Below are 21,268 nucleotides of genomic sequence, written 5' to 3'. Positions count from 1 at the left end.
GGCTGAGTCGCCGCTCAGCGGTGGGCATGTCCTGGTAGGACGGCCGCGCGCACGGTGGTGAGTGTCGCGCCGATGAGGATCAACCGCTCGGGGCCGACGCCGCGGGTCAGGGCGGCCGAAAGCACATAGTGCGCCAGCCGGTCGTACTCGTCGCCGCTGAGGCGGTGCGGGCCGATGAAGGCGACGAACCCGGCCACGGCACGCTCCGCGCGCCGGGCGAAAGTCTCGCCGACGAGCAGCGTCAACGCGGCTTTCAGCGGGTCGCGCGCGGTGGCCCGGGCGACACCAATCGCCGGGCCGAGCCGCGGGTCGGCCCGGATGGAACGGCAGGCTTGTTCGACCAGTTCGCGGTAGTCCACCAACCTGGAGAGCACCCGATCAATTCGACACGTTCAGAAGCGCTATGCCAATCCGCAAGATTACCGATCCGATCCGGGTTTGAGACGCGGGCTTTGCGGAAGCCGCGAGCGCTATAGGCTGTCTGCGGGAGGCGATGCTGCATGCGCTCGGGGGCGCTCGAAATCGCCACCACGGTGGCCTCTATCGCGGCCGCTCCGGCGGGCATCGAGGAGCGGGCGGAGGCTTTGCTGGCCCCGATGCGCGGGCTGGTGCACTTCGAGGCGGCCCGTGTTTACCTGCTCGACATGGAGCGTCGTGCCGAGCATTCGCTCTTCTCCGCGGGTCTGGACGAGAAGGTGCGGTCCTACCTGGACAGTCCGGAGCACGTCGACGACATCGAGCAGGTCGGTCTCGATCGGTTCGGCCCGCCGATGCGCCTGCGCGACCTGGCTGTCCCACGCGACGAGATCCGGGCCTGGGCGGAGTACCTGACGCCCGCGGGTTTCCGCGAGGGCATCGGGGTGCGGCTGGCCACATCGGACGGCCGCTACCTCGGCCTCCTGACCCTCTACACCGACAGCACGGCGCATCCGACCGACGCGGCGCGTGACCTCCTGAGCGTCCTCTCCACGACGATCGCCAACGCGCTCGACCCGCTGCGCTCGATCGCGGCGGCGGGCCGGCTCGTCGACGACGCGGTGGCCGGCGTCCTGCTGACCCGCGACGGCCGCACCCTGCCGCTGCCCGGCCTGGCCGGCCACGCCCTGCTCGCGCCCGGGTCGGCCCTGCTCGGCGCGGCCGCCGACCAACTCGAGGAGGCGGTGCACGCGACGTTCCTGTGCCCGTACGATCCGGCCGGCGAAGACACGCACCTGCGGGTCACCGTGCTGGCCTGCCCCGACCTGCCACCGGCGCACGTCGTGGCCGCGGTGGTCGTCGCGCCCGCCGGTGACCTGGGCCGGCTGACCCGTCGCGAGCTCGAAGTGCTGGGCCTGATCGTGGAGGGCTGCTCCAACCGGCGGATCGCGAGCGCGTTCTGGCTCACCGAGCGCACCGTGACCACGCACCTGGAGCACATCCTCGCCAAGCTGCACGCCTCCACGCGCACGCTCGCGGCGGTCTACGCGCTGCGCCGCGGGCTGTACATCCCCCGCCCCCTGCACCGGGCGGCCCAGCGCTAGCGCCGTGGCCGGCTCCGCCGGCCCGGCTGACCGCTCGCCACCGCACCAGCTACGGCGCGATGCGGATGTCGTTTTCTACGTCGCGCACTCCCGGCGCCGACCAGGCGGCCCGCTCCGCGTCCCGCCGCTCCGGCCAGGAGCGCACCGCGCCGCGCAGGATGACCCGGTCGCCGTCCTGTTCGACGACGATCCGTCCGGCGTCGGTTTCGGCGCTGCGCAGCAGGGCCTGCGCGATCCGGCGTTCCAGGTCTTCGGGTTCGGTCCGCTGCCGCGGCCGCAGCGCGATCGCGTTGGTCACCCCGCGCACCCCGGCCAGGCCGCGCACCGCGCGCTCGGCCTCGCGGCGCTCGTACTCCCACTCGACCTCGCCGCGCAGCACCACCCGGCCGGCCGAGACCGTGATCTCGATCTGGTCCGCCGGCACCTGCGCGTTCCACTCCACCACCTGGGCCGCGGCGGCCGCGATGTCCGGGTCGGTGGGTTCGGCCCCGGCGGCGGGCGGGTGGATCTCGACCTCGTTGGCGACCGCGACCACACCGCGTACCCGCTGGGCCGCGCGCTCCGCCGCCCACCGCTTGACGTAGCTGTCCACCCAGCCGGCGAGCGTCACGACGCCGCCCCGCGCCACGACGGCCACCTCGTTGGGCTGCACGCGGGCGTCCCACCGCAGCTCCGCCAGGACGTCCCGCTGGATCTGTTCGTCGGTGCGTAGCTCGGGTGTCGTCGTCATCCCGGGATCGTCCGGCGGCGCCGGGTGGGTGGCCATCACCCGCCCGGGGCGACGCGGTCGAGCCACGCCGTCAGCAGCGCCTCGAGCTGGGCGGCCTCCTCGGCGGTGAGGGCGGCGAGCAGCCGCCGCTCGTTGCGCATGTGCTCGGTGAACGCCCGGTCGATCAGCTCCCGCCCGGCGGCGGTCAGCGCCACCACCCGGCCCCGGCCGTCGGTGCCGCTGCGCCGCCGGGTCACCAGGCCGGCCCGCTGAAGGCGGTCGATCCGCTTGGTCATGCCGCCGGTCGTCACCATCGTGAACGCGGCGAGCTCGCCGGGCGCCCGCTCGAACGGCTTACCCGCCCGGCGCAGGGCGGCGAGTACGTCGAACTCGCCCTCGCTGAGGCCGTGCCGGCGGTAGACCACGCACAGCTCCTCGGTGAGGTGGGCGGCGAGGCGGTGCAGTCGCCCGATCACGCCCTGCGGCGCGGTGTCTACGTCGGGCCGCTCGCGGGCCCACTCCGCCTGGATGCGTGCGACGTGGTCGGTCACACAGCCAAGATACCTTCCGAGGAAGGTATCTTGGGGAAATGACCTGGCGGTGGTCGTTGATCTGCGCGATCGCGCCGGTCGCGTGGGGCAGCAACTACTTCGTGACACACGAGTACCTGCCGCCGGACGCGCCGCTCTGGGGCGCGGCGATCCGGGCGCTCCCCGCCGGCCTGCTCCTGCTCGCGCTCGCCCGGCGGCTGCCCGGCGGGGCCTGGTGGTGGCGGTCGGCGCTGCTCGGCGCGCTCAACGTCGGCGCGTTCTTCGTGCTGATCTACATGTCCGCGCAGCTGCTGGCGACAAGCGTGGCCTCGACGATCATGGCGGCGTCGCCGGTGGTCATGATGCTGATCGCATGGGCGTTGCTGGCCGAGCGGCCGCGGGTGCTGACCGCGGTGGGCGCGGCCGCCGGGATCGCCGGCGTGTGGCTGATGCTCTTCCGCGGCGCCGTGCCGGTCGACTGGCGCGGCGTGGCGGCGTCGGTGTCAGCGATGCTGATGTCGTCGCTCGGCTACGTGCTGACGAAGAAATGGGCCAAGGACGTCGACGTGCTCGCGTCCACCTCGTGGCAGCTCGTCGCCGGGGGAGTGCTGCTGCTGCCGTTCGCCGTCGCGGTGGAGGGTGCGCCGCCGGCGCTCGACGCGCCCGCGCTGTGGGGCTTCGCGTACGTGACCGTGGTCGCGACGGCGGTGGCGTTCGCCGCCTGGTTCGCCGGGCTGCGCCACCTCGGCGCGGCCACGGTGGGCCTCGTGGGGCTGCTCAACCCGGTGACCGGCGTGCTGCTCGGCACGGCCGTGGCGGGCGAGGCGCTGACGGCCGCTCAGCTCGCCGGGATCCTGCTGGTGCTCGCGGGCGTCCTGGCCGGGCAGGTCAGGCGCTCGTCCGGTACCGCACCGGCAACAGGTCGGCCAGCGTCGTCCGGTCCACCACGTCCGCGATCGCCTCGTGCAGCGTCAGCCACAGCTCCGGCAGGCTGCTCGCCACCCCGTGGTAGCTGACCTGGTCCGGAGGCAGGCCCCGGACCGTGCTCAACGAGCCGTTGATGGCGCGCAGTACATCACCCACCGTGATCTCCGTCGGTGGGCGGGCCAGCGTGTACCCGCCGTCGGTGCCGCGCTGGCTGGTCAGCAGCCCGGCGCGGCGCAGGTCGGACATGATGTCGTGCAGGAAGCCCAGGGGGATCGCCTGCGCCTCGGCCAGCTTCGTCGCCGAGACCGGACCGCCGTCGGAGAAGCCGGCGGTGGCGATCAGCGCCCTGAGGGCGTAGTCACTCCGGGCCGAGATCTGCACTACGCCTCCACCAGCGCCTCGGGTGCCACTGCCACATGGACGGTCGAGCCCTCCTGGATGTCGAGCGCGCGGAACCGGGTCCGGGTGAGCGTGACGATCACCGGCTGGTCGCCGACGGTCACCTCCACGCGGATCTCGAAGCCGATCCGGGTGATCCGGGTGACCCTCCCGGCTAGCGCGCCCGGCTCCGGATCATCGGCGTGGATGACCAGGTCGTGCGGGCGCACGAGCCGGTCGCCGAGCTGGGTGACCGGGCCGAGGAAGCGCATCACGAAGTCGTTGGCGGGCGCGTCGTACAGCTCGTCGGGCGTGCCGATCTGCTCGATGCGACCATCGTTGATCACCACGATCTCGTCGGCGACCTCCAGAGCCTCCTCCTGGTCGTGGGTGACGAAGACGGTGGTCACGTGCACCTCGTCGTGCAGGCGGCGCAGCCAGTCGCGCAGCTCCTTGCGCACCTTGGCGTCCAGCGCGCCGAACGGCTCGTCGAGCAGCAGCACGGTCGGCTCGACCGCGAGCGCCCGGGCCAGCGCCATCCGCTGCCGCTGGCCGCCGGAGAGCTGCGCGGGCAACCGGTCGCCGAACTGTTCCAGGTGGACGAGGCGGAGCAGCTCGTCGACCCGTTCCCGGATCTCCGCCTTGGGGCGCCGGCGGATCTCCAGGCCGAAGGCCACGTTGCGGCGTACCGACATGTGCTTGAACGCGGCGTAGTGCTGGAACACGAAGCCCACGTTGCGCTTCTGCGGCGGCAGGCCGGTGGCGTCGACGCCCTCGATCCGCACCCGGCCGCTGTCGGCCTGCTCCAGGCCCGCGATGATCCGCAGCAGCGTGGACTTGCCGCCGCCGGACGGGCCGAGCAGCGCGGTGAGCTGCCCGGACGGGATGCTCACGGAAACGTCGTCGAGTGCGACGAAGCTCCCGAATCTCTTGCTCACGCTGGTGATTTCGATGCTCAACGCTTTTCCTCTGACGAAGGGCGGAGAACGGAGACGACGATGATCGCGGCGACCGCGACGAGGGCGAGCAGGAACGCGGCGGCGTAGGCGCCGCCCTTGTCGAAGTTGAGGTACTTCTCCTCGACGACGAGCGTGGTGGTGCGGGTCTCGCCGAGCACGTTGCCGGAGACCACCTTGACCGCGCCGAACTCGCCGAGCGACCGGGCCAGGCTCAGCACCACGCCGTAGGTGACGCCCCACTTGATCGCCGGGAGGGTGATCCGCCAGAACGTCTGCAAAGCGTTCGCGCCAAGGCTCCGCGCCGCCTGCTCCTGCTCGTCGCCGACCTCCTCGAGGACCGGCACGACCTCGCGGATCACCAGCGGCAGGGCCACGAACGTCGTGGCCATCACGATGCCCGGGGTGGCGAAGATGACCTGGAAGCCGGCACCTTCCAGGGCGGGGCCGAACCAGCCTTCCCGGCCGCCGTACACGAGCACGAGCGAGAGGCCGACGACGATCGGCGACACCGACAGGGGTACGTCGAGCAGCGCGCTGAGCAGCCGCTTGCCGGGAAACTCGTAGCGCACCAGCAGCAGCGAGATGCCGACGCCGAAGACCGTGTTGATCACCACGGCGACGACCGCGACCATGAGGCTCAGCCGCAGCGCGTGCACGACGTCGGGGTCCTCGACGATGCCCCGGAGGTTGTCCAGCCCGCCCTCGAACGTGTTCTGCCCGACCAGGAAGAGCGGCCAGGCCACGAGGAAGAAGAGATAGGCGACCACGATCAGGCGGGACACGTACCGCCCGGGTCCGCGGACCGCACGCGGTCGGCGCGCTGTCGCTTGCTCAGCCACGGCGGATCACCCTCCGCTGGATGACGTCGAGAATCACGATCACCGCGAACGAGATGGCGAGCAGCACCGCGGCGACGGCTGCGGCGCTGTCGATGTTGTCGTTCTCGATGCTGCTCAGGATGCGGACCGAGGTGACCTCGGTGCGCATCGGCAGGTTGCCGGAGAGGAGCACCAGCGAGCCGTACTCGCTGACGCCCCGGGCGAAGGAGAGCGCGGCGCCGGCGGCGATCGCCGGGGTCAGGCTCGGCAGGATGATCCGCCGGAACGTGGTGAACCGGCTCGCGCCCAGCGACGCGGCCGCCTCCTCCACCTCGTGGTCGAGCTCGGCCAGCACCGGCTGCACGGTGCGGACGATGAACGGCAGCGTCACGAACAGGAACGCCAGGAACACCGCGATCCGGGTGTTGTGGATGTCGATGCCGAGCGGGCTCTCCGGCCCGTACAGCGAGAGCAGCACAAGGCCGGCGACGATCGTCGGCAGTGCGAACGGGATGTCGATCAGGACCTCCAGCAGCCGCTTGCCGAAGAACCTGTCGCGCACGAGCACCCACGCGATGAGCGTGCCCATGACGACGTTGACCACCGTCACGCCGAACGCGGTGCCGACCGTGAGCCGGATGGCCGCCGCGGTCTGCTCGTTGGTCACCGCGTCCCAGAAGCCGCTCCAGCCGCCCTCCGAGGCGGTGACCACGACGGCGGTCAGCGGGATCAGGACGAGCAGGCTGAACCAGAGCATCGCGACCCCGAGACCCAAACCGGAGTAGCGGTTGAGGCGGCGGCCACCCCGGGCCGATCGGCGCGCGGCCGACCGGTCCGGGGCGAGGGTCGCAGTCGTCACTGAGTCTCCTGGTTCGCTCGCTCGTGCGGCGCTGAAGGCGACGTCTTCCTCCGCCACCCCGAAACCCCGACTTCGTCGGCGGGGCGGCTCCGTCCAGACGCCGCCGCGCCAACTCGCTCGCTCACTGAGCTTTGCCCGACTCAGCGATGATCTTCGTGATGATGCCCTCCTTCTCGTCGAAGAACTTCTTCGACAGGGCGGACCAGCTCTCGAAGTCGTTCTCGACGGTGAGCAGCTTCTTCGGCGTGGGGAACGGGTTGTTGGGGTCCGGGACGCCCTCGATGCCGGTGGTGTCGACGCCGTCGACGATCGGCCGGAAGCCCTTCAACGCGAACTGCCGCTGCCCCTTGTCGCTCAGCACGAAGTTGAGCCACTCCTGCGCCTTCGGGTTGGCGTTCTTGAGGACCGCGCCCGGGTTTTCGATCTTGATGGTGGTGTCCGGGTAGATCCATTCGAGCTCCTCGCCGCTCTGCGTGGCGAGGATGGTCTCGTTCTCGTACGCCAGCAGCACGTCGCCGCCGCCGTTGAGGAAGCTCGTCGTGGCGTCTCGGCCGCTGTTGGGCAGCGAGCTCACGTTCGCGAAGAGCTTCTTCAGGAACTCGGTGGCCTGCGCCTCGGTGCCGCCGTTGGCGGCGATGTGCCCCCATGCGGCCAGGGCGTTCCATCGGGCGGCGCCGGAGGAGGCCGGGTTGGGCGTGACGATCTTGATGCCCGGCTTGACCAGGTCGTCCCAGCCCTGGATATTCTTCGGGTTGCCCTTCTGCACGGCCAGCACGACGACCGAGGACGAGACCACGCCCTTGGTGGGGCCGTCGTCCCAGGTCGCGTCGACCAGACCCTTGTCGACGAGGCGGGTGACGTCGCTGGCGACCGAGAAGTGCACGTAGTCGGCCTTGAGGCCGGCCACCACCGCGCGGCTCTGGTCGCCGGACGCGCCGTACGACGTCTGGAACTTGACGCCCTTGCCCTCGGGCGTCTTGTTCCACTCCGCGGCGATGGCCTTGTTGGCCTGCTCCGGCACGGCGAAACCAACGATGTTGAGAGTGGTGTCGCCACCACTGCCCGAGGAGGCGTCGTCGCCCCCACCACAAGCGGAAAGAGCCAGGCCGGCCGCGAGTGCGAAGGCGATGGCTGCTCTGGAACGTATCTTCGTCACGCCTCGCAATATTCCACTTAACCCATAGACTTTCAAGGTCAAGTAGAGATTCGTAACCGACCGGTGGATGGCTGGCGGTACGGGACCGGTAACATTCGGTCGAATTCGGCCCGCCCCCGCGGCACAAGGAAACGCCATGCCCCCTGACGACCGCCCCGCTCCCGGTCAGAGCGCGCACGACCTGCTGACCCGGTGGTACGAGGACCACTACTCGACCACCGCCGCGACCGCCGACGGGTCGTTCTTCGAGCGCTACCTGCACCGGTCGATGGAGGCGGCGTACGGGCCGGAGGCGCGCTTCGCCCGGGTGCTGGAGGTGGGCGGAAACCGCGGCGAGCACGTGCCGTACGTGCGGCACCGGTTCGACGAGTACCTGCTGACCGACCTCCGCGAGCCGCGTCCGACCGAGGAGGTGGCGGCGGACCCGCGGGTGAGCGTCGCGGCCTGCGACGTGGCCGCGCTGCCGTACCCCGACGGCCGCTTCGACCGGGTGATCGCGACCTGCCTGCTGCACCACCTGCCCGACCCGTTCGCCGCGCTGGGCGAGATGCGCCGGGTCACCGCGGCCGGCGGCACGGTCACGATCCTGCTGCCGACCGACCCCGGCGTGGCCTACCGCGCCGGCAAGGCGCTCACGTCGGGCCGGGCCGCCCGCCGGCAGGGCATCGCGGAGATGTACCAGGTGGTCACGGCGCTCGACCACCGCAACCACTTCCCGTCGCTCCTGGCTCAGGCGCGGCACGTCTTCCGCACCGACCGGGTGGGGGTGAGCTGGCGGCCGTTCCGGGTGCCCGGCTGGCACCTCAACGCGTTCACGGTGCTACACGTCCAGGTATCGGATGGCGCGGGTGTCTGACCTAACATCGACTGCTATGGAAGCCGCAGCGCCCACGATCGAGCCCGAGGCCGCCTCCGACGAGCCGAAAGGCGGGTCCGGACGCGGGCGCGTCTGGCGGGTGCTCGCGCACGAGTGGACCCTCGCCGTGCTCGGCGGCCTGCTGCTGGCGGTGGTGCTGACCTGGCCCACGCTCAAGCACCCCGCCTCGACGATCCCGGGCGACATCGGCGACCCGACAGTGCAGTCGTGGCAAATCGCGTGGGGCGGCCACGCGCTGCTCACCGACCCGCTGAGCCTGTGGGACTCCAACACGTTCTACCCCGAGCGGTACACCTACGTGTACACGGACACGCTGCTCGGCTACGCGCCCGCCGGGTGGATCGGCTCCGGCCTCGAGGCCACGATCGTTCGCTACAACATCCTGTACGTGCTGCTGTACGCGCTCGCGTTCATCGGGGCGTACGCGCTGGTCCGCCAGCTCGGCGCGGGCAAGCTCGGCGCGGCGGTGGCCGGCATCGCGTGGGCGTTCGCGCCGTGGCGGCTGGCGCACGGCGGCCACATGAACATCCTCTCCACCGGCGGCATCGCCCTCTCGCTCGCGATGCTGGCCCGCGGCCACGGCTGGTCCCTCACCGGCGGGTACCAGCCGGACAAGCGCAGGCCGGGCTGGGTGGTGGCCGGCTGGCTGACCGCGGCCTGGCAGGTCAGCCTCGGCTTCGGCATCGGCCTGCCATTCGTGTACTTCCTGTTCGGCGCCGGCGTGGTCGCGGCCGCCACGTACGCGTGGTCGTGGTGGCGCAAGAAGGCCCGCCCGCCGTTCGGCCGCAAGCTGCTGATCGCCAACCTCGCCGGCGGCGCGATCTTCGGCCTGGTCACCGTCTCGATCGCGATGGCGTACCTGAAGGTCATCGAGCTCAACCCGGGCAGCAAGCGCGGCCTGGAGTGGACCATCATGTTCTCCCCGCCGGTCAAGGCGTTCTTCACCGCGCCGGCCGAGTCGTGGTTCTGGGGCGAGCGCCACACGGCCGCCCGTGAGCAGCTGACCTGGCCGCCGGAGATGGCGCTGCTGCCCGGCATCACGCTGATCGTGCTGGCGTCCGCGGGCCTGTTCTTCTCGATCTTCTCGGTGCGCCACCGGGTCATGCTGGCCGCCGGCGCGGTCGGCACCGCCCTGCTCGCCATGGGTGCGAAGCTCGGCGGCGACGGCGACCCCGGCTACATCACGCTCTCCAAGCACCTGCCGGGCTGGGACGCGCTGCGCACCCCCGGCCGCCTGATGATCTGGATCAGCCTGCTGCTGGCCATCCTCGCCGCCGGCGCGGTCAGCGAGGCGGTCCGCAACGCCGACGTGCTCAAGGGCGCCGGCCGCACCGTGGCGCGGGTGGCGCTCGTCGTCCCGCTGCTGCTGGTGCTCGGCGAGGGCGTCAACAAGACCGGCCACCCGCCGGTGCCGCAGCCGCCGGCCGCCTTCGCGCAGGCCCGCGAACCGTTGCTGGTGCTGCCCGCCACCGGCCTGATCGAGCTGCACTACATGATGTGGACGGTCGACGGCTGGCCGCGGATAGCCAACGGCATGGCCGGTTTCGAGCCGGCCACCCAGGCGCAGACCCGCGCGGCCACCGTCACGTTCCCGGACCCGACCTCCATCGCGTACCTGCGGGGGATCGGCGTCAAGGACGTGCTCGTGCTGCCCGCGGCTCTGGCCGGCACGCCCTGGGACGGTGTGCAGACCCGGCCGATCGACGGCCTCGGTATCACCCGCGAAGACATCGACGGCGCGGTGCTCTATCGCTTGTGAGCGACGGGGCGCCGCGCCGTGGGTACCGCTGGCTCCTGATGGTGGGGGTAAACCGCCGAGCCTGCGTGCTTCGGGTCGGGGTGCCTCTCCGCCGGACCCCGCAGGTTCGCCTGCCGATGTTACGGAAGCCCATCGAAATATCCAAGGCCTTCAATGAAACGCGTCAGCCGGACGGCCCGCGCACGATAGCGTGCGCGGGCCGCCGTGGGGCTGGTTATCAGCGGAACCCGAAGCGGTGCTTCCGCTTGCGTCCGGTCATGCTTTGCAGCGTGTCGGCGCCCTTGTGCAGCAACCGCGAGACGCGATTGGAGCCGCGGCGCGCCTCGACGGCCTGACCGATCCGCCGCGCACCCACCGCCGCCAGGGGAACGGCGACCGCCAGCACGGCCCAACGGCCGATGGCCCTTCTCATCGTGGTCCTCCCGTCTAGGTGGTTTCCCATCTGGTACCCGGACCTGCGATGGATCATGCGTTTTGACTACTCTCCGGTAATGACGGATCGGGCGTACGACATCGTGCTCTTCGGCGCCACGGGCTTCACCGGCCGGCTGACCGCCGAATACCTGGCCGCGCACGCGCCGGCCGGCCTGCGGTGGGCCCTCGCCGGGCGGGACGGCGACCGCCTGCGCGCGGCCCGCGACCGGCTCGGTGTGCCCGTCGACGTGGTCACCGCCGACGCCGGCGACGAGCGCGCACTCAGGGAGCTGGCCGGTTCGGCGCGTCTGGTCGCGACCACGGTCGGCCCCTACATCCGGTACGGCGGGCCGCTGGTCGCCGCCTGCGCCGCCGCCGGCACCGACTACGTGGACCTGACCGGCGAACCCGAGTTCCTCGACCGGGTGTACGTGGAGCACCACGCCACCGCGGCCCGCACCGGCGCCCGCCTGGTGCACGCATGCGGCTTCGACTCGATCCCGCCCGACCTCGGCGCCCTCTTCACCGTCCAGCAGCTGCCGGAGGGCGAGCCGATCCGGATGCGCGGCTACATCAGCGCGGGCGGCCGCCCGTCCGGCGGCACGTTCAACACCGTGCTGCTCAACTTCGGCCGCTTCCGCGCCGCCGCGGCCGCCCACGCCGCGCGCCGCCGGGTCGAGCCGCGGGTCACCGGGCGGCGGGTCCGCGGCGTGTCCGGGCGCCCGCACCGCCAGCCGGCACTCGGGCTGTACGCGCTGCCGATGTCGAGCATCGACCCGCTGATCGTGGTCTCGTCGGCGCGGGCGCTGGACCGGTACGGCCCGGACTTCACGTACGGCCACTTCATCGGCGTCCGCAACCCGATCACCGCGGCGGCGTTCGCGGCCGGCGCGGGTGGCGCGTTCGCCCTGGCCCAGCTCGGCCCCACCCGCCGCGCGCTGGGCCGGCTCCTCCCGCCGGGCGCCGGACCGTCCGAGGAGCAGCGCGCCCGCGGCTGGTTCCGCATGCGCTTCGTCGCCGAGAGCGGCGACCGCCGGGTGCTCACCGAGATGGCGGGCGGCGACCCCGGCTACGGCGAGACGGCGAAGATGCTGGCCGAGTCGGCGCTGTGCCTGACCCACGACGAGCTCCCGGCGCTGGCGGGGCAGCTGACGACGGCGGTCGCGATGGGCGACGCGCTCCGGGCCCGCCTGGAGAAGGCCGGCATGACGTTCCGCGTCATCACGTAAAGATCAGCGCCGGGCCACCTCGGCTTCACGGGTGGAGTCGAGACTCGACAGGCATGAGATCTCACATCATGCGGGCGCTCGTCGCGGCCGGCGCCGTCGCGGGCCTGCTGGCCACCGGCGCGGCCGCGCGGGCCGACGAGGATCCGCGGGTCGAGCAGTACCGGCAGGCGCTGGCCGCGCTGAAGCAGCTGGCCGCACCGCCCGCCTGCGACCAGGTGCCCGAGCCCGGCCGCTGGCTGGACGCCGGCACGCCGGACGCGGGTTCGGACAACGTCGTCATCTCCGCACACCGCGGCGCGCTCACGCTCGCGCCGGAGAACACGCTCAAGTCCTACGAGTACGCGTTCGCCTACGGCGTCGACCTCGTCGAGGTGGACGTGCAGCAGACCCGCGACGGGCGTTTCGTCGCGATGCACGACTCCACTGTGGACCGTACGACCGACGGCACCGGCGCGGTCGCCGACCTCACCTACGCCGAGATCCGCGCGCTCAACGCGGCCGACTACGAGCCGTGGAAGGGCGGCGCGTACGACGGGTCGAAGGTGGCGTCGCTGGAGGAGATCCTCGCGCTGGCCCGGCGGGTCGGCGGCGGCCTGGAGCTCGACATCAAGGGCTCGGTGACCGAGGAGGGCCAGCTGGCCGCGCTCGTCGGGCGGTACGGCCTGATCGAGGAGTCCATCTTCAACTCGGCCGACCCGCGCGTCCTCGTCGCGGCGCCGGCCGCCCGGCTGATCTACAACCGGGACGCCTGGGAACCCACCTTCCTGATCTACGAGATCGGCGAGGTCTTCAAGGTGTTCGGCTCGCGGCTCGACGAGTACACGCCCGAGTCGGTCGTCGCCGCGCACGACGCCTGCGCGATCGTGATGCCGCACGCGTACGACGCCGGCCCGGACCAGGAGGTCGCGCAGTTCCAGCTGGCCCGGTCGATCGGCGCCGACGGCGTGCAGACCAACCAGCCCGCGCTGATCGTCGCTGCGGCCGGCGAGGCGGTCCGCTCCCGCCTCACCGTGCGGCACCACGGCGACATCTGCCTGGTCAACGCCCGCAACGGGCTCGGCTTCCCAGGTAAGACCGTCTCCCTGTCCAAGGGCCGCAAGTCGGCCAGCCTGACCACCGGGTACGCGGGCTGCGTGGCCCTGCCGGCGAAGCACTGGCGCGGCGCGGTGGCGACGTTCGCCGGCGACGGCGCCGTGCACCCGTCCCGCACGCGCGTCTAGCCCAGTGCGGTGGCCACAAACGTTGGCCGGCTTCCCCGGTGAAGGTTTGTGGCCACGGCTCTAGCGGCGGGCCAGCAGGTACGCCTGCGGGGTCGACTCCAGCGGGCCCTCCGGCCGGCGCACCACCCGCGTGGTCACCTCGAAGCCGGCCGCCGCCAGCAGGTCCGTGATCCGGTCCGGCGACAGGCGGTAGGCGTCCGCCGCGACCGCGTGCCCGTAGGCCTGCTCGATCCGCCGCTTCTCGAAGTCGCCCTCCCAGGGCGCCTGGAACGCCGTCATCAGATGCCCACCGGGCCGCACCACCCGCGCGAACTCGGCGAAGACCAGCGGCAGCCGCTCCGGCGGCGTGTGGATGATCGAGTACCAGGCCACGAGGCCGGCGAGCGCGCCGTCCGGAAGGTCCAGGTCCGTCATGGTGCCGACCACGAACGAGATCCCCGGGTACAGGCGGCGGGCGACCGCCACCATCTCCGGCGACAGGTCGACGCCGCGCACGTCGACGCCGAGCTTGTCGAGATAGGTGGTGATCCGGCCGGGGCCACACCCGACGTCGGCGACCGGGCCGGCCTCGACCAGTTCGGCGAACGCGCCGAGGAGCGCCCGCTCCAGCGGCGCCCCGGCGAGATGGTCCTTGAGCGTCTCGGCGTAGTCGGCGGCGACGGTGTCGTAGGCGGTCCGCGTCTCTTCGAGGTATGGCAGGGTCTCGGTCACCCGAGCACACTACGCGAGGCTGGGCAGCACCTTCTCGGCGTACATGTCGAAGAGGCCCTGCCAGTGCGGCCCTGTGTTGGCGACGTAGACCTCGTCGAACCCGGCCTCGGCGTACTCCTCGATCTTGCGCAGGTGCGGCTCGGGGTCGTCGCCGCAGGCGAAGGACTCGCCGACCATCTCCGGTGTGACGAGCCGCGACACCTGCTCGAAGTGGCGCGGCGACGGCAGCACCTGGGAGAGCTCGCCCGGCACGCCCGCGTTGGGCCACCGCTCGTGGGCGATGCGGGCGCCCTCCTCGGCGCTCGCCGCGTACGCCGCCTTGAAGCCGCCCTGGCAGGGCTTGTCGCCGCCGCCGCCATCGCGGAAGCGGCGGACCAGGTCGCCGTCGGGCATCGTGCTGACGTAGCCGTCGCCGATCCGCGCGGCGAGGTCGACCGCCTTGGGGCCGAAGCCGGACACGTAGACGGCGGGTGGCCGCTCGGGGCGGGTGTAGATCCGCGCGTTCTCGACGGTGTAGTGCCGGCCGCGATGGTCGACGAAGCCGCCGTCCCACAGCCGGCGCATCACGTCGATCGCCTCTTCGAGCATCTCCAGCCGCACGTCCGCGCTGGGCCACGCGTCGCCGAAGATGTGCTCGTTGAGCGCCTCGCCGCTGCCCACACCCAGCACGAAGCGCCCCTCGTGCAGCACCGCGCTGGTGGCGGCCGCCTGCGCGACAACCGCCGGGTGGATGCGGACGGTCGGGCAGGTGACCGCGGTCGTGACCGGCAGCCGGCACACCTGGCTGAGCGCGCCGATCATCGACCAGACGAACGGGCTCTGCCCCTGGGCGTCGATCCAGGGGTGGTAGTGGTCCGAGATCCACAGCGCCTGGAAGCCGGCCGCCTCGGCGCCCCTGGCCTGGGCCAGCAGCTCGTCCGGGCGGTACTCCTCGCTGGACAGGAAGTAGCCGATCCGCATGCCGGCCCTGTACCCAGGTTTCGGGCTACATGAACAAGGGCGACAGCTCGCGCTCGGCGACGAGGGCGTCCATGCGTTCGTCGGACGGGCGCTCGGTGAAGCGCTCGGCCGCGTCGAGCAGGCGGGGGAGGATGTCCACGTCGCCGGTCGTCAGCAGGAACGCCCGCGGGTCGCCGAGCACCCAGTGCACCGCGAGGTCGATGTCGGCCTGCTCGGTCAGCGGCTCGTACCACGTGTTGGCGGTCTTGGGCCGGCCGTCCCACGGGCGGTAGGCGAGGCTCTTGATGGTCTGGAGCGCGACGTCCCGCTCGGCGCACACGGCGGCCACGGCGTCGAACGTCTCCGCGTAGCGGGGGTCCTTCATCTGCCGGTAGTTGTACGGCAGCAGCACCGAGTCGAACGGGAAGCGCTCCAGCGAGCGGCGGTGCATCTCGGGCACGGAGAGGCCGTGGCCGGTCACACCGATGAACCGGACCAGCCCCTCCTCGCGCGCCTCGACGGCGGCCTCGAGCGCGCCACCGTCGCGCAGCGCGGTCTCCCACTCGATGACGTCGACGAGGTTGTGCAGCTGGATCAGGTCGATCCGGTCGACGCCGAGGCGCTCCAGCGAGCGGTGGATCTGCTCGCGCGCGCCGCGGTAGCTCCGCTCGCCGGTCTTGGTGGCGACGAAGAACGTGTCGGGGTGGCGGCGCAGCCACGGCGCCACCCGCAGCTCCGCGTCGCCGTAGCCGGCCGCGACGTCGATGTGGTTGATGCCGTGGGCGAGCAGGGCGTCGAGCGTGCGGTCGGCCTCGCCCTTGGAGACGGCGGCCAGCGCCGCACCACCGAAGATGACCCGGCTGGAGGAGTGTCCGGTCGCGCCGAACGGGACCTTTGCGATCACGTACCGAAGCTTACGCGGCCAGCCGCGGCGCGGCGGCGGTGTCGTGGCTGAGCGCGTGCTGGTCCATCGCCCGCTCGTACGCCTCGACGGTGCGCCGCGCGGCCACCGCCCAGTCGTACGCGCCGCGCACCCGCTCGGCCGCCGCGACCCCGTAGGCGCGGCGCAGGTCCGGATCGGCGAGCAGGTCGCGGATCGTGCCGGCGAGCTGGTCGGGCGGCACGACGCGGCCGGTTGCGCCGTCGACGACGCTCTCGACCGGCCCGGTCGCCACCACCGGTATCCCGCAGGCCATCGCCTCGATCGCCGCGCGGCTGAACGACGCGTGCTCCGGCGTGCACACGAGCAGGTCGGCGGAGCGGTACCAGCCGGGCATGTCGGCGTAGGGTGCCGCGCCGGTGAGCCGGAGGTGCTCGTGTACCCCGTGGTTGACGGCGAGGGCGCGCAGCTCGGCGGCGTGTGGCCCGAGCCCGTTCGACGGCGGTCGCGGTCGCCCCACGACGACGAGCTCGGTGTCGCCGAGCTCGGGGAGCGCCTCGACGGCGGCGGCGAACCCGCTGGCCGCGACGAGTTGACCCACCGCGAGCACGCGGTGGGTCCGGCGGCGGGCCCAGGACCGCCCTTCGGGGGCGAACCTGCCGATGTCTACCCCGGGTGAGATGACGGACATGTTGGTCGGGGCGGCGCCCAGCCGCAGCACTCCGTCCACCTCGGCGCGGCAGAGCGCCACGACGGCGTCGGCGGTGCCCGCGATGGCGGCGGCGTCACCTTCCTCCTGCCCGTGGAGGGTGACGGCGGTGGGCCGGCTGGTCAGCTTGCGGGCCACCATCGCGGCGACCGCGGAGGGCAGGGCGTGCGCGTGCACGACGTCCGGCTCCCAGCCGAGCCGCCACGCCGCGTCCAACCACTGCCCGAAGGCGTCACCCTCCTCTTCGGGCACCGCCACGGTGGTCACGCCGTCGGCGCCCAGCTTGGCCTCGGGCTGCGACGGGTTGGCCCGCCGGGTGTAGACCCGCACGTCGTGGCCGAGACCGGCGAGGGCGCCCGCCAGCTCGGTGACGTGCACCGCCGGTGCGGCCGTCCACTCACGGCTCGCCGGGCGCACTGGCCGATGGTCGACTGAAAGCATCGCGATGCGCATCTACGCTCCATCCGCCGTGACCTTGACACACCGCGGCCTCGACGCGCCGTGACCTTGTCGAGACCTGGCCGTGATGTTCCCGAGACTCTACCCGCCAAACCCGTTCCTTGTCGGGCTTGCCTCCGGGTGCCACTATCTGGCTGGCCGTGGCGGGGGCGCGGCGCCAGCGTTTGTCGACGTCAAGGGAGGGACGATGGCGTCCGTCGTGGACCGGCGCACGATCATCATCGGGATACCGGTGCTGGCCGGCCTCGCGGCGGTGGGCGCCGTGACCGGTTACGCGCTGGCCGGCGACCCGCCTCGCGCCGGCGACGGCGGTGACGCCCCCGACGGCAGCGGCGGGCTCGGCTCGGCACCGACCGGCAGCCCGCGGCCGTATCCGAGCGAGACCATGCTCGTCCGCTTCGACCAGGGCGAGAGCTCGTTCGTCTACGGCGTCACCCCGGGCACCGACAAGCGCACCAAGCTCGCCGACTCCGGTCACGACGCGCTGCCCCAGTGGTCGCACGACCGCAAGACCATCGTGTACATCCGGGACGCGGGCAACTGGTGGCAGATCGTGACCATGAACCCGGACGGATCCAACCAGCAGGTCGTCGTCGACCGGGTGACACGCGGCACCCGCGTGTGCTGGTCCGGCGATGACAAGCGACTGGCCTATGTGGACAAGGTAGACGGGCGAAACCAGCTCTTCACGCTCACCCTCGGCGAGGCGAAGCCGAAGCAGATCACCCACACCCCGGACGACAAGGACGACCCCACCTGGTCCCGCGCGGGCGACCAGGTAGCGATGTGGATCAACACGCGGGGTAACCGCCAGATCGCGATCGTCCGGCTCGACCAGCCCGACGCCACCCCGCTGTGGCTGACCAAAGACAAGGTCAACTGCGCCGACCCCTGCTGGTCGCCGGGCGGCGAGTGGATCGCGTACACCCGCAACGGCGAGGTCTCCGGCCAGTCGGACATCTGGGTGGTGCGGCCGGACGGCACGGACAACAGGCCGGTCACCACCGGCACCGCGCAGGACATGGACCCCACCTGGTCGCCGGACGGCCAGTGGATCGCCTTCACCCGCGGCAAGGTCAAGGCGCCGTCGGTCTGGATCGTCCGTCCCAGCGGGCGCGACCCACAGCGGCTCACCGTCGGCCCGGCCTACGAGGCGCATGCCTCCTGGTCCTGAGCCTCCTGTCACCTTCTCGCCGGCGCATCCGTCAAGGCTGTGACGACGAGTTTCGGGAGGCATCATGTCCGCTCTGACCAGCACCATCGAGATCGCGCGGCCCCAGGACGAGGTCTTCGCGTACGTCACCGACCCCACCCACTTCCCCGACTGGCAGGGCGACGTCCTGCGGGTCGACGTCGAGGACGGATACCGCGCGGAGGTGGGCGCCCGCTTCACGACCACCCGCCGCGTCGGCGGCTCGGAGCGCACCATGACGCAGCGGGTCACCGAGCTGAGCCACCCCCGCCGCTGGGCCGTGGAGGGCGTCGACGGGCCGATCCGGCCGAACGCCTCGATCACCGTCGAGCCGCTGGACGGCGGGCGCTCGCGGGTCACGTTCACGCTCGACTTCGCCGGCCACGGCGTGGGGGTGGCGCTCGCGCCGATGGTCCGCCGGCTCGCCGCCAAGGGCGCGCCGCGCAGCTACGCGAGCCTCAAGCGGCTGCTGGAGGCGGCGGCCTAGGCTACGGCCCATGGCCGAGATTCTCTTCCTTCACCACGCGCTCGGGCTGACCGGCGGACAGCGCGACTTCGCCGAGGGCCTCCGCAAGGCCGGGCACGCGGTGCACACCCCGGACCTGTACGGCGGGAAGGTCTTCGACACCCTCGAGGCCGGCATCGCCCACGGCCGCGCGCTCGGCTTCGAGGCGCTGCTCGAAGACGGTGTCGCCGCCGCCGAAGGGCTGCCCGCCGAGCTTGTTTACGTCGGGTACTCCCTCGGCGTCCTGCCGGCACAGCGGCTCGCGCAGACCCGGGCCGGTGCGCGGGGCGCGGTGTTCCTGGAGGCGTTCGTGCCACCGTCCGAGTTCGGCGGGTGGCCCGCGGGCGTACCCGCGCAGGTGCACGGCATGGACGAAGACCCGATCTTCGCTGGCGAGGGTGACCTCGACGCGGCCCGCGCGTTCGTCGAGGCGACGCCGGAGGCGGAGCTGTTCCTCTACCCCGGCAAGGCGCACCTGTGGGCCGACCCGGGACTGCCGACCTACGACCGGGCGGCCGCGGCGCTGTTGACCGAGCGCGTGCTGGCCTTCCTCGACGGGCTGTCTCCAACGGGCGGGTAGCGCTCCGCTCGGATACGGTGACGGCATGTCGCGCGAAGCCTGGATCGTGATCATCGTCCTCGGCGCGATCGTCGCCGTGGCGACGCTGATCGGCGCGCTCGTGCTCGCCTTCCGCGTGTGGCGCACCCGCAAGATGCTGGGCGAGCTGGGTGCTGGCGGCAAGGTGGCGTTCTACGGTGCGCTGCTCTACACCATCCTGCCGGTCGACGTGCTGCCCGACCCCATCTACCTCGACGACATGGGCCTGCTGGCCGGCTCGCTGCTCTACCTCTCCCACCTGGTGCGCAAGCGCCAGGCCGCGAAAACCGACCTCCACCCGCCCGTGCCGGCGTCGCGACCCGGCCGCCAGCTCCGTCCCAGAGGTGAGTCCGCCCCCCGAGGCTGAGCCGCCGCGACGCCGTCCGCTGCCGGGCCCGCGGTGTAGGCCCGCGGGCAAGACCTTGGCCGGCGGCCAGCCCGGTTTACCGCGGGGCCTGCCATCAGAGCTTGGATTTGTCGGCCCCTTGACTTTCGCGGCTTTTGGCCGGGCTTGGGGCTCGGCCAAGCAGGGCTCCGCGAGCCCCGGTGTCCGCCGCGCTTCGATGATCGTTAGCCCTAGAACCGCATTTTCGCCCGCGTGTCACACAGGTTCCGGGCTAACGATCACCACGCCTTCCAACTGCTGACCCGGATTGTCCCGTTACGTGGGAGGTCCGGGACTGCGACGGCCGCGACGATCATGGCGCCGCCCACATGCCGAGCCACATCCCCAAACAGTGGGAAGGCGGCACGGCTCCCACCGCAACCACCCACCAAGAAAAGAAGACAAGCCGGGACGGCCCGGCCGGAGCCCGCGGCCCCGCCGGAGGCGCACTAACCGCAACCAACAGCGGACGGGTGAGGCCGCGGGAGCAGCGGTCCGGGCCACGACGGACGTCGCGGTAGCCCAAATCTCCTTGGATCGAGGAGGAGGCCGCGGCGACCTCGGCTCCGGAAGCACCAAGCAGTTGCGAGGCACGACCCTCGCGCACCGGCGTCCAAGTCAACGTCGGTCACCGGGATCCCGCGCGGCGAGGTGGGCGCGGGTGCTGGCGAGTAGGTCGGCCACGCGTGGGTCGTCGAGGGCGCCGGGGCGGTGGAACGCGTAGTACGGGACGTCGGGCAGGTCGGCGACCGGGCGGCTGACCAGGCCCGCCGTCGGGGTGACGCAGCCGTTGACGACCGCGAGCCCCAGGCCCAGCGAGACGAAGTGGACGGTCAGGGGCCATCCCTCGGCTTCGACCGCGACCGACCACTCGACGCCGGCCGCGCGCAGGGCGCGTTCCAGGGCGATCCGATGTGGACGGTGCGGTGGCGGTACGACGAGGGCGGCGCCGGTCAGGTCGCGGAGCCGCAGCCGGCGGCGGCGGGCCAGGGGGTGGGTGGCCGGGAGGATCGCGGTCTGTGGATAGGTCGCGAGGACCTCCGTCGTCAGGTCGTCGGGCAGCGTGTCGAGCACGGCGACGCCGATGTGGGCGCGGCCGGTGCGGACCGCGGCGAGGGTCTGTGACCGGTCGCCGTTGACGAGGCGGAGGCGGGCCGGCAGGGCGTCGCGCACCACGTCGCCGAGCAGGTACAGGTAGGCGCCCTGGCCGGCGGCGAGGATCACCGGCTGGTGTGGGGGAGTGGCGCGCAGCTCGCCGAGGAAGCGGGCCAGCCGGTCGTCGTGGTCGCGGGCGAAGCGGGCCACCGCCTCGCCGTCGGGCGTGAGGACCAGCCGGCGGCCGCTGCGGTGGTAGAGCGGTCGGTCGAGCGTGCGGGCCAGCTTGGCCACCTTGACGTGCAGGGCGGGCTGGGAGATGTGCAGCTCGGCGGCCGCGCGGGTGAAGTTGAGGTGCTCGGCGAACACGGCGAACGCGGTGAGCGCGTCACCGGAGACCGACGGCACCAAAGCCATAACCGTGGACTATAGCTGAGCCC

23 protein-coding genes and 1 pseudogene are annotated in these 21,268 nt (G+C 72.2%); 10 read left to right on the top strand and 14 right to left on the bottom strand.

All coding sequences use genetic code 11. The annotated features are described in order from the left end of the window. Positions 1-14 precede the first annotated feature (14 nt). A complete protein-coding gene (locus tag AC5L36_RS17890) occupies positions 15-374 on the bottom strand; it encodes a hypothetical protein (protein WP_441217386.1) in 360 nt (119 codons plus the stop codon). Between the two features lie 126 nt (positions 375-500). Between AC5L36_RS17890 and AC5L36_RS17885 the strand changes: the two genes are divergently transcribed. Continuing rightward, on the top strand, positions 501-1,520 hold the full coding sequence (locus tag AC5L36_RS17885; RefSeq protein WP_441217384.1) for a helix-turn-helix transcriptional regulator: 1,020 nt from the start codon (positions 501-503) through the stop codon (positions 1,518-1,520). A gap of 49 nt (positions 1,521-1,569) precedes the next feature. Here the strand turns inward: AC5L36_RS17885 and AC5L36_RS17880 are convergent, their stop codons facing one another. Beyond that, a complete protein-coding gene (locus AC5L36_RS17880; protein ID WP_441217382.1) occupies positions 1,570-2,250 on the bottom strand; it encodes a BON domain-containing protein in 681 nt (226 codons plus the stop codon). Positions 2,251-2,285: 35 nt separating this feature from the next. Beyond that, the gene (locus AC5L36_RS17875; protein ID WP_441217380.1) at positions 2,286-2,780 is read right to left on the bottom strand and encodes a MarR family winged helix-turn-helix transcriptional regulator; all 495 of its coding nucleotides are present in this window, start codon (positions 2,778-2,780) and stop codon (positions 2,286-2,288) included. A gap of 38 nt (positions 2,781-2,818) precedes the next feature. On the opposite strand from AC5L36_RS17875, the pseudogene AC5L36_RS17870 reads away from it, so the two are divergent. Then, positions 2,819-3,625, top strand: a pseudogene (locus AC5L36_RS17870) (EamA family transporter); the annotation flags it as partial. A gap of 22 nt (positions 3,626-3,647) precedes the next feature. Here the strand turns inward: AC5L36_RS17870 and AC5L36_RS17865 are convergent. From AC5L36_RS17865 to AC5L36_RS17845, 5 genes are all read right to left on the bottom strand, one after another. Continuing rightward, positions 3,648-4,067: an RrF2 family transcriptional regulator gene (locus AC5L36_RS17865; protein ID WP_441217378.1), complete on the bottom strand. Its 420-nt coding sequence runs from the start codon at positions 4,065-4,067 to the stop codon at positions 3,648-3,650. Continuing rightward, positions 4,067-5,023, bottom strand: a complete 957-nt coding sequence (locus AC5L36_RS17860) for a sulfate/molybdate ABC transporter ATP-binding protein (protein ID WP_441217376.1) — start codon at positions 5,021-5,023, stop codon at positions 4,067-4,069. The genes AC5L36_RS17865 and AC5L36_RS17860 overlap by 1 nt, the downstream gene beginning before the upstream one ends. Continuing rightward, the gene (locus AC5L36_RS17855) at positions 5,020-5,862 is read right to left on the bottom strand and encodes a sulfate ABC transporter permease (RefSeq protein WP_441217374.1); all 843 of its coding nucleotides are present in this window, start codon (positions 5,860-5,862) and stop codon (positions 5,020-5,022) included. The genes AC5L36_RS17860 and AC5L36_RS17855 overlap by 4 nt, the downstream gene beginning before the upstream one ends. After that, on the bottom strand, positions 5,855-6,700 hold the full coding sequence (gene cysT / locus AC5L36_RS17850; protein WP_441217372.1) for a sulfate ABC transporter permease subunit CysT: 846 nt from the start codon (positions 6,698-6,700) through the stop codon (positions 5,855-5,857). Before cysT ends, AC5L36_RS17855 begins: the two co-directional genes overlap by 8 nt. 121 nt (positions 6,701-6,821) lie before the next feature. Continuing rightward, positions 6,822-7,856, bottom strand: coding sequence for a sulfate ABC transporter substrate-binding protein (locus tag AC5L36_RS17845; RefSeq protein ID WP_441217370.1), 1,035 nt, complete (start codon positions 7,854-7,856; stop codon positions 6,822-6,824). Between the two features lie 136 nt (positions 7,857-7,992). Here AC5L36_RS17845 and AC5L36_RS17840 point away from each other — a divergent pair, with 136 nt between their 5' ends. Both AC5L36_RS17840 and AC5L36_RS17835 read left to right on the top strand, forming a co-directional pair. After that, entirely contained in the window at positions 7,993-8,712 is a 720-nt protein-coding gene (locus AC5L36_RS17840; RefSeq protein ID WP_441217368.1) for a class I SAM-dependent methyltransferase, read from the top strand. Positions 8,713-8,728: 16 nt separating this feature from the next. After that, the gene (locus AC5L36_RS17835; protein WP_441217366.1) at positions 8,729-10,492 is read left to right on the top strand and encodes a putative glycosyltransferase family protein; all 1,764 of its coding nucleotides are present in this window, start codon (positions 8,729-8,731) and stop codon (positions 10,490-10,492) included. A 217-nt stretch (positions 10,493-10,709) separates the two neighbouring features. On the opposite strand, the gene AC5L36_RS17830 is transcribed toward AC5L36_RS17835, so the two are convergent. Further along, positions 10,710-10,904 (bottom strand): hypothetical protein, encoded by a 195-nt coding sequence (locus tag AC5L36_RS17830; protein ID WP_441217364.1) that lies wholly within the window; start codon positions 10,902-10,904, stop codon positions 10,710-10,712. 79 nt (positions 10,905-10,983) lie between these two features. Between AC5L36_RS17830 and AC5L36_RS17825 the strand changes: the two genes are divergently transcribed. Together AC5L36_RS17825 and AC5L36_RS17820 are read left to right on the top strand one after the other, a co-directional pair. Then, positions 10,984-12,135, top strand: coding sequence for a saccharopine dehydrogenase family protein (locus tag AC5L36_RS17825; RefSeq protein ID WP_441217362.1), 1,152 nt, complete (start codon positions 10,984-10,986; stop codon positions 12,133-12,135). Between the two features lie 53 nt (positions 12,136-12,188). Beyond that, entirely contained in the window at positions 12,189-13,355 is a 1,167-nt protein-coding gene (locus AC5L36_RS17820) for a glycerophosphodiester phosphodiesterase (RefSeq protein ID WP_441217360.1), read from the top strand. Between the two features lie 60 nt (positions 13,356-13,415). Here AC5L36_RS17820 and AC5L36_RS17815 read toward each other — a convergent pair whose 3' ends face one another. The 4 genes from AC5L36_RS17815 to AC5L36_RS17800 are packed head-to-tail and all read right to left on the bottom strand — an operon-like array spanning position 13,416 to position 17,047. Next, a complete protein-coding gene (locus tag AC5L36_RS17815) occupies positions 13,416-14,066 on the bottom strand; it encodes a class I SAM-dependent DNA methyltransferase (RefSeq protein ID WP_441217358.1) in 651 nt (216 codons plus the stop codon). Positions 14,067-14,075: 9 nt separating this feature from the next. Then, positions 14,076-15,026 (bottom strand): TIGR03557 family F420-dependent LLM class oxidoreductase, encoded by a 951-nt coding sequence (locus AC5L36_RS17810; protein ID WP_441217356.1) that lies wholly within the window; start codon positions 15,024-15,026, stop codon positions 14,076-14,078. A gap of 25 nt (positions 15,027-15,051) precedes the next feature. Continuing rightward, the gene (locus tag AC5L36_RS17805; RefSeq protein ID WP_441217354.1) at positions 15,052-15,909 is read right to left on the bottom strand and encodes an aldo/keto reductase; all 858 of its coding nucleotides are present in this window, start codon (positions 15,907-15,909) and stop codon (positions 15,052-15,054) included. Positions 15,910-15,919: 10 nt separating this feature from the next. Next, on the bottom strand, positions 15,920-17,047 hold the full coding sequence (locus tag AC5L36_RS17800; RefSeq protein ID WP_441217352.1) for a glycosyltransferase: 1,128 nt from the start codon (positions 17,045-17,047) through the stop codon (positions 15,920-15,922). Between the two features lie 193 nt (positions 17,048-17,240). Between AC5L36_RS17800 and AC5L36_RS17795 the strand changes: the two genes are divergently transcribed. The 4 genes from AC5L36_RS17795 to AC5L36_RS17780 all read left to right on the top strand — a co-directional run bounded on the left by AC5L36_RS17795 (position 17,241) and on the right by AC5L36_RS17780 (position 19,715). Beyond that, positions 17,241-18,227 (top strand): TolB family protein, encoded by a 987-nt coding sequence (locus AC5L36_RS17795; RefSeq protein WP_441217350.1) that lies wholly within the window; start codon positions 17,241-17,243, stop codon positions 18,225-18,227. Positions 18,228-18,291: 64 nt separating this feature from the next. Then, positions 18,292-18,732: an SRPBCC family protein gene (locus AC5L36_RS17790; RefSeq protein ID WP_441217348.1), complete on the top strand. Its 441-nt coding sequence runs from the start codon at positions 18,292-18,294 to the stop codon at positions 18,730-18,732. A gap of 10 nt (positions 18,733-18,742) precedes the next feature. Continuing rightward, on the top strand, positions 18,743-19,330 hold the full coding sequence (locus AC5L36_RS17785) for a dienelactone hydrolase family protein (RefSeq protein ID WP_441217346.1): 588 nt from the start codon (positions 18,743-18,745) through the stop codon (positions 19,328-19,330). A gap of 25 nt (positions 19,331-19,355) precedes the next feature. After that, on the top strand, positions 19,356-19,715 hold the full coding sequence (locus AC5L36_RS17780; RefSeq protein ID WP_441217344.1) for a YkvA family protein: 360 nt from the start codon (positions 19,356-19,358) through the stop codon (positions 19,713-19,715). A 636-nt stretch (positions 19,716-20,351) separates the two neighbouring features. Here the strand turns inward: AC5L36_RS17780 and AC5L36_RS17775 are convergent. After that, the gene (locus tag AC5L36_RS17775) at positions 20,352-21,245 is read right to left on the bottom strand and encodes a LysR family transcriptional regulator (protein WP_441217342.1); all 894 of its coding nucleotides are present in this window, start codon (positions 21,243-21,245) and stop codon (positions 20,352-20,354) included. Positions 21,246-21,268: the final 23 nt, after the last annotated feature.

This window comes from Phytohabitans sp. LZ39 (assembly GCF_059359075.1).
Note: the sequence above shows the minus strand (reverse complement) of the source record. Positions and strands in the feature narration are given on the sequence as shown.

Excerpts from the sequence above, each read along its gene's own strand:
- AC5L36_RS17785 (WP_441217346.1), top strand. The coding sequence starts at position 18,743 with ATGGCCGAGATTCTCTTCCTTCACCACGCGCTCGGGCTGACCGGCGGA.
- AC5L36_RS17775 (WP_441217342.1), bottom strand. The coding sequence starts at position 21,245 with ATGGCTTTGGTGCCGTCGGTCTCCGGTGACGCGCTCACCGCGTTCGCC.
- AC5L36_RS17885 (WP_441217384.1), top strand. The coding sequence starts at position 501 with ATGCGCTCGGGGGCGCTCGAAATCGCCACCACGGTGGCCTCTATCGCG.
- AC5L36_RS17840 (WP_441217368.1), top strand. The coding sequence starts at position 7,993 with ATGCCCCCTGACGACCGCCCCGCTCCCGGTCAGAGCGCGCACGACCTG.
- AC5L36_RS17810 (WP_441217356.1), bottom strand. The coding sequence starts at position 15,026 with ATGCGGATCGGCTACTTCCTGTCCAGCGAGGAGTACCGCCCGGACGAG.
- AC5L36_RS17800 (WP_441217352.1), bottom strand. The coding sequence starts at position 17,047 with ATGCGCATCGCGATGCTTTCAGTCGACCATCGGCCAGTGCGCCCGGCG.
- AC5L36_RS17820 (WP_441217360.1), top strand. The coding sequence starts at position 12,189 with ATGAGATCTCACATCATGCGGGCGCTCGTCGCGGCCGGCGCCGTCGCG.
- AC5L36_RS17780 (WP_441217344.1), top strand. The coding sequence starts at position 19,356 with ATGTCGCGCGAAGCCTGGATCGTGATCATCGTCCTCGGCGCGATCGTC.
- AC5L36_RS17795 (WP_441217350.1), top strand. The coding sequence starts at position 17,241 with ATGGCGTCCGTCGTGGACCGGCGCACGATCATCATCGGGATACCGGTG.
- AC5L36_RS17835 (WP_441217366.1), top strand. The coding sequence starts at position 8,729 with ATGGAAGCCGCAGCGCCCACGATCGAGCCCGAGGCCGCCTCCGACGAG.
- AC5L36_RS17830 (WP_441217364.1), bottom strand. The coding sequence starts at position 10,904 with ATGAGAAGGGCCATCGGCCGTTGGGCCGTGCTGGCGGTCGCCGTTCCC.
- AC5L36_RS17880 (WP_441217382.1), bottom strand. The coding sequence starts at position 2,250 with ATGACGACGACACCCGAGCTACGCACCGACGAACAGATCCAGCGGGAC.
- AC5L36_RS17790 (WP_441217348.1), top strand. The coding sequence starts at position 18,292 with ATGTCCGCTCTGACCAGCACCATCGAGATCGCGCGGCCCCAGGACGAG.
- AC5L36_RS17825 (WP_441217362.1), top strand. The coding sequence starts at position 10,984 with ATGACGGATCGGGCGTACGACATCGTGCTCTTCGGCGCCACGGGCTTC.